This is a genomic window from Microcystis sp. M53602_WE12 (assembly GCF_030065455.1).
GTDB lineage: Bacteria > Cyanobacteriota > Cyanobacteriia > Cyanobacteriales > Microcystaceae > Microcystis > Microcystis aeruginosa.
The window spans coordinates 1-5,988 of record NZ_JASJFB010000318.1; the positions used below are offsets into that span (position 1 = coordinate 1).

Sequence of the window (5,988 nt, forward strand, 5' to 3'; positions counted from 1 at the left end):
AAAACTTTTCTGACTTTTCTTCAGCCATTTATGAATGTTTGAATGATGCCCATTTGAAACATAAAAAAGAACTGGATTCCTTGCTGACTCTACGATTTCAGAAGTTTAATAAATCTCAGATTATGAACGTCTAAAGTATAATTACGATGGTTCAGGTCGGACATTCGGTTCACACCTAATCATGGATGGTTGGCAGTGGTCTCGATTCTGGTGTTAGGTTACACCTCGGAGCCTTCCGTTCCCCGCTTCAGTCCCAGAATTGTGACTTCTGAATCTGGGGGTGGCTATCGCCGTTACTCTCACCTTTGTAACAATTTGTGAATAATTGTTACAAAGTGTATTGACCTTGAGTCCCTTTGCCTAGTTTGGTATCGTGTTGATACTAAACGTCGGGACATATAAACAGTTATAAGGCTGGTCTGGGTTGACCTGTTAGATTCAGTCAGGGGACTGAAGACCTTACTAGGCGGTTATTTCGGGCATTTGGTTCCCTATTTCATGCCTAAACGTTTCGCACTACTTTTCTTAACATAACTTAAAACTACCAGAGCTAACGAAGGCAGGAGGCAGGAGGGAAGAATCTGACTAGAAGGCGAGGTTTTAGACAAGGGTTGTTGGGTGCATCTCACATTTGCAGAAATACCGACAATCAGCAATTATCAGTGACCCTTAAATTATTACAGATATATCAGCAGCTGCCTGTAAGCATCCCACCGAAAAACTAATGCGCTCTAGGGTTTGGGTAGGGTTGATTCATGAATCAACCCTACTATAGAGTTCTTGCATAATTAATTTTTGAGAGGGCAAAAATGAGATGCACCCAGGGTTGTTTCGATAACAGCTAAAAAGAAGGGGGTGGCCAATCATTTTTCCAGCTATTTACCCCCTCCTTGCCGTCATGTTATTTAACAAACAACATTTCTTGATAGGTAGGTAGCGGCCAGAAATTGTCGGCCACTTCCCCTTCCAGTGTGTCGGCATATTCGCGCACCTTATCCATCAAGGGACGGATTGTTTGAGCGGAATGCTGCATATGTTCCTCGATCGAGTCAAAATCGTCTTTAGCCGTGGCCTCACTCAGTTTGCTAACGCCATCCATCAGTAATTTAATTAAATTCGAGACGGTTTGGGCCCTTTCCTTATCCATCTCGATGCCGATCGCCGCCGCATTAGCGATCGCCGAGGACAATTCTGACAAGTAGCGAACGGCAGCGGGATAAATAATCGTTTTAGCCATACTCACCACCAGTTTCGCTTCCACCTCGATGGCCAGCAAATACTGTTCCGCATAGACATCAAAACGACTTTCCAGTTCCACGGGGGTAAGCACACCCATACGGGTAAACAGTTCTTCAATATAATCGGCCCTCAGCACGGGTAAAGCATCGGCAGTGGTGCGGAGATTAGCCAAACCGCGCTCTTCTACCGCCATTTTGTGCCATTCTGGGGAATATCCGTTACCTCCGAAGATCACATTTCTGTGTTTGTCCATGATCTCCTTGAGAACACCCTGGGCAGCAGTATTGAGGTCTTCCCCAGCTTTCATCCGGCTTTCTAGGTTATCCGCCACCCAAGTCAGGGAATCGGCTAGAATCGTGTTCATCGCCACCAGCGGCCCAGAAACTGACTGATTAGAACCCACAGCCCGGAATTCAAAGCGATTGCCCGTAAAAGCAAAAGGAGAGGTACGATTGCGATCGCCAGGATCCTTGGGGAATACCGGCAGGGTATCGACACCGAGATCCATCAACCCCGGGGCATCAGAACCCTCAATTCGGCCTTGGCTAATTTGGTCGAATACCTTTTCTAACTGGCTGCCCAAATATACGGAAATAATGGCGGGAGGAGCTTCATTTGCCCCCAAACGGTGATCATTGCTGGCGGTAGCCACCACTGCGCGTAAAAGCGCCCCGTACTTGTGAACGCCACGAATAACCGCCCCACAGAATAACAAAAACTGCATATTAGCGTGGGGAGTATCGCCCGGATCTAACAGATTGCCCTGGGTGGCGTTGCCGACGGACCAGTTAACGTGTTTTCCCGAACCATTAATTCCCGCAAAGGGTTTTTCGTGCAGTAGGCAAACAAAACCGTGTTTTTTAGCCGTACTTTTCAGCAAAGTCATAATTAACTGCTGATGGTCACTGGCCACGTTAGCAGCCTCGAAAAAGGGGGCAATCTCGAACTGTCCGGGGGCGACTTCATTATGGCGGGTTTTGGCTGGAATGCCGAGGCGATACATTCTTTCCTCTACTTCCTGCATAAACACCTGAACCCGTTCGGGAATCGCACCAAAATAATGATCGTCGAACTGTTGACCCTTGGCGGCGGGTTTACCAAATAGGGTGCGACCGGTGAGCAGTAAATCGGGGCGACTATGGGCAAAATGAGCATCGACTAGGAAATATTCCTGTTCAGCGCCGCAGCTGGAGTTAACGGGGGCGACCTCCGTATGTCCTAAGAGTTTAAGCACCCTGGTGGCGGCTTTACTCATCGATGAAATCGATCGTAAAAGCGGCGTTTTTTTGTCGAGGGCTTCTCCTGTCCAAGAGATGAAAACCGTCGGGATACACAGGGTGACACCATTATCCGTCTCCATGACGTAGGCGGGACTGGTGACATCCCAAGCGGTGTAACCCCGCGCTTCAAAGGTGGAGCGAAGTCCGCCGTTAGGAAAGGAAGACCCGTCCGGTTCTCCCTGTACTAAGACTTTGCCCGTAAATTCCGTGATCACCGAACCGTCGCTCTGCACAGAGATAAAACCATCGTGTTTTTCGGCGGTGGCGTTAGTCATCGGATAGAAGACGTGGGCATAGTACAGCGCCCCTTTGGACGTGGCCCAATCTTTCATCGCTGCCGCTACCGCACTGGCGATGGAAACGTCTAATTTTCCCCCGGTTAAAATCGTGTTTTTGACCGACTTGAATACGTCTTTCGGGAGACTGGCCTGCATTTTGCTCAGGGTAAAGACATCGGTTGCCCAGAGGGCCTCTAAACGCTGAGGAATTTTGCTAGGTAGGGGTTTACGATCCGTTACTTGAGAGATAGCTTGAACACGGGTTCCATAACTCATAAGTATTTTTCCTATTGTGTTGTGTCGTGGATAAAGGGTTACTTTACTTAGGCGATGACAAGTTTCCTACTAACTTTGATGTTGAATTCCGGTCAGAGGCTATTCTCCGCTTAATAATTTTGATCCCACGGCACAAGCTTCTCTGCGGTTTTTATCTGCTTGCGCCGGCCTCTTTTCCGATCAATTAGCAACACCAGCCTTCATCTTAAGAACAGATAATCCAGAGCTTTGTATCAAACATTACAAATATCCCAAACCCGATCTTCCACCAGCGATCGCACTGAGAAAACGGGTTTCTTTGAGAAACCCGTTTTCTGGAGATAAAACTCTATACATCTATGCAATCGATAAAAAAGCGATATTTGACAAAATCGGGGGGGGGGGTAAGATTTGGAGCAGAATTTGCCCAAAATTGCCAATGAATACCCTCAAACCTCTGTCTGGTCTCGGTGTTGTCCTCGCCAGCACAGTTAGCGCGATCGCTGGAATGACTGTCCTCCCCGCCAGCGCCGTCACCTTTACTGGAACTGGTACTGGTTTCAGCATCCCTGACAACAACGCCACAGGTGCTTCCAGCACTATTACCATTCCCACCAGTTCCAACTTCTCGATCACCAACATCACCGTCACCCTCAATAACCTAACCCACTCCTACGTAGGTGATTTGATCGCCAATCTCACCTACGTCCCAACCAACACGACAGTATCGCTGTTCAACCGGATCGGTCGCGTGAACACTGGCTTTGGTGACTCCAGCAACTTCAACGGCACCTACAGTTTCAATGATGCCTCCACCAGCAACATCTGGTCCGTAGCGGCTTCCGGGGGTGATGATTTTGTCATCCCCGGCGGCAACTACTTCCCCACCGGTGCGGGTAGTGGAACCCTTGTTCCCATACTCACTTCCTTGGGTGGCTCCCAGACCGCCGGCGACTGGCGGCTGACGATTTCAGATCTTGGGGCTGCTGATACTGGCAGTCTTGGCAGTTGGACTCTGAATTTGGAGGGGACTCCCATTGCTCCCGTTTCTGTTCCCGAATCAAATTCTGTCTTAGGTTTGCTGGCCCTAGGCTTACTGGGAACGGCAGCGGCATTTAAGCGCCATTGGAACTGAGAAAACGGGTTTCTTTGAGAAGAAAACGGGTTTCTTTGAGAAACCCGTTTTCTGGAATACATAAGCTGTTTAAGTATAGTGATATCGTGCTGCTAAAAACTCAATGCGGTCATCTTTGACTCGATAGACTAGACGGTGTTCTGTGGTAATTCGGCGTGACCAAGTATTAGCTTCAAGATACTTTATGGGTTCTGGTTTGCCTATTCCAGTAAAGGGATCGGCGGTGACAGATTCTACGAGATCGAGTAGGCGAAAGGCGATTTTTTTATCTGTTTTGTACCACCATCTTAAATCTTCTCGAAATTGGTGATCAAAGACAATTGCCCTACTCTTGGCGTTCAATTCCTAACTCCTGACAAAGTTCTGTAACTGTCTGTCCCGGTATTGTTTGAACGTCCCTCTCCATTGAACGTTCCAGTGCTGCCAATAACTTTCTAGCATTCGCAGGCGATCGCAAAAGATAAACGGTTTCTAATAAGCCAGTTAATTCCTCTGCGCTTAATAGTGCCATATCTTTATGACCAGGGCGAGTAATAATCGCCATACTATTCTCGCTTTCCAGTCGATCCAGAAGGCTCGCTAAATTTTCTTGAGCTTGAGTGTAGGTAGTTTGGATAGAAAACATAAGGCGAGGGCAACGAGTTGATTCGATTTTAGCTTATTTCATCAACTGAGAAAACGGGTTTCTTTGAGAAACCCGTTTTCTGGAGATAAAACTCTATACATCTATGCAATCGATAAAAAAGCGATATTTGACAAAATCGGGGGGGGGTAAGATGCTGGTGGAATTTGCCCAAAATTGCCCATGAATTTTACAACTACCTTCAAATCTCTCTCTCTGGCTGGTGTTGTCTTCGCTGGCACAGTTAGCGCGATCGCTGTACTGACTGTCCTCCCCGTCCAAGCGCTGCCGATCATCTACAATCCGACTCCAACCTTAACGCTTAATGCAGGCTCTGCTACTCCCACCGTTGGAGCCTTAGTCAACACTGCCAACGGCAATGGGTTGACTGGACCTGGAAACGCTTTGCAGCAACAGCACGTCGGAGGTACCGATTTGTCTAATTTCTGGGGAGTACGTTTAGAAATCGGGACGACTCCTGCTGATGTCAATCTTGATTTTAATTTTGGCAGTTCTGTGTTCTTAGATACCTTGGCTTTGTGGAATTACAACGCTTTTAATACCACAGCTACTGATCGCGGAATCAAGGATTTCACACTAATTCTCTCCAATAACTCCGACTTTAGCAGTCCAGTTTATGTATCAGGAACCCTAACACTTCCCGAAGGCACTTCGAACAACATACCTGCCACACTTTTTTCCTTCCCTTTGATTCAAGCCCAATATGCTAGAATTGATGTAGCAAACAATTGGTTCGTTGGTTGGACAGCACCAGGGCCTATTGGTCTCTCTGAAGTTCGCTTTGCCCAGACTGTTCCTGTTCCTGTTCCTGAATCAAGTTCTGTCTTAGGTTTGCTGGCCCTAGGCTTACTGGGAACGGCAGCGGCACTTAAGCGCCATTGGAACTGAGAAAACGGAAGAAAAGGGGTTTCTTTGAGAAACCCCTTTTCTGAACTTTTGGCAGATCGCCTTAATTATGGAATTAGTTGGATTACAATTAGTTTAAGCGCCATTGGAACTGAGAAAACGGGTTTCTTTGAGAAACCCGTTTTCTGGAGATAAAACTCTATAGTTACTAATTCTGTACGCAAATATTGCATCTAGAATTAGCTTTGTACGCTTTGACCCGTACTGGGTTAACTACGAACCTCTCTATCGGATTCCCGCTAAAGGCGGCCT

The 5,988-nt window shown here is 47.3% G+C and carries 5 protein-coding genes and 1 pseudogene; 3 read left to right on the plus strand and 3 right to left on the minus strand.

The features are described from left to right. Positions 1 to 134 (plus strand): annotated as a pseudogene (locus PX482_RS11310) (IS630 family transposase); the annotation flags it as partial. 767 nt (positions 135 to 901) lie between these two features. On the opposite strand, the gene PX482_RS11315 reads toward PX482_RS11310, so the two are convergent. After that, positions 902 to 3,073, minus strand: a complete 2,172-nt coding sequence (locus tag PX482_RS11315; RefSeq protein WP_002763648.1) for a glutamine synthetase III family protein — start codon at positions 3,071 to 3,073, stop codon at positions 902 to 904. Positions 3,074 to 3,491: 418 nt separating this feature from the next. Here PX482_RS11315 and PX482_RS11320 point away from each other — a divergent pair, with 418 nt between their 5' ends. Next, a complete protein-coding gene (locus PX482_RS11320; protein WP_502888555.1) occupies positions 3,492 to 4,187 on the plus strand; it encodes a proprotein convertase P-domain-containing protein in 696 nt (231 codons plus the stop codon). A 69-nt stretch (positions 4,188 to 4,256) separates the two neighbouring features. On the opposite strand, the gene PX482_RS11325 is transcribed toward PX482_RS11320, so the two are convergent. Together PX482_RS11325 and PX482_RS11330 are read right to left on the minus strand one after the other, a co-directional pair. Then, the gene (locus PX482_RS11325; RefSeq protein WP_012264430.1) at positions 4,257 to 4,529 is read right to left on the minus strand and encodes a Txe/YoeB family addiction module toxin; all 273 of its coding nucleotides are present in this window, start codon (positions 4,527 to 4,529) and stop codon (positions 4,257 to 4,259) included. Further along, a complete protein-coding gene (locus PX482_RS11330) occupies positions 4,513 to 4,812 on the minus strand; it encodes a type II toxin-antitoxin system Phd/YefM family antitoxin (protein ID WP_002763657.1) in 300 nt (99 codons plus the stop codon). The genes PX482_RS11325 and PX482_RS11330 overlap by 17 nt, the downstream gene beginning before the upstream one ends. Positions 4,813 to 4,992: 180 nt before the next feature. Here PX482_RS11330 and PX482_RS11335 point away from each other — a divergent pair, with 180 nt between their 5' ends. Beyond that, positions 4,993 to 5,718, plus strand: coding sequence for a PEP-CTERM sorting domain-containing protein (locus tag PX482_RS11335; protein ID WP_002763658.1), 726 nt, complete (start codon positions 4,993 to 4,995; stop codon positions 5,716 to 5,718). Positions 5,719 to 5,988 lie beyond the last annotated feature (270 nt).

What these genes read in the sequence shown, in the direction of transcription:
- PX482_RS11315 (WP_002763648.1), bottom strand. Translation starts at nt 3,073, where the DNA reads ATGAGTTATGGAACCCGTGTTCAAGCTATCTCTCAAGTAACGGATCGT.
- PX482_RS11320 (WP_502888555.1), top strand. Translation starts at nt 3,492, where the DNA reads ATGAATACCCTCAAACCTCTGTCTGGTCTCGGTGTTGTCCTCGCCAGC.
- PX482_RS11330 (WP_002763657.1), bottom strand. Translation starts at nt 4,812, where the DNA reads ATGTTTTCTATCCAAACTACCTACACTCAAGCTCAAGAAAATTTAGCG.
- PX482_RS11335 (WP_002763658.1), top strand. Translation starts at nt 4,993, where the DNA reads ATGAATTTTACAACTACCTTCAAATCTCTCTCTCTGGCTGGTGTTGTC.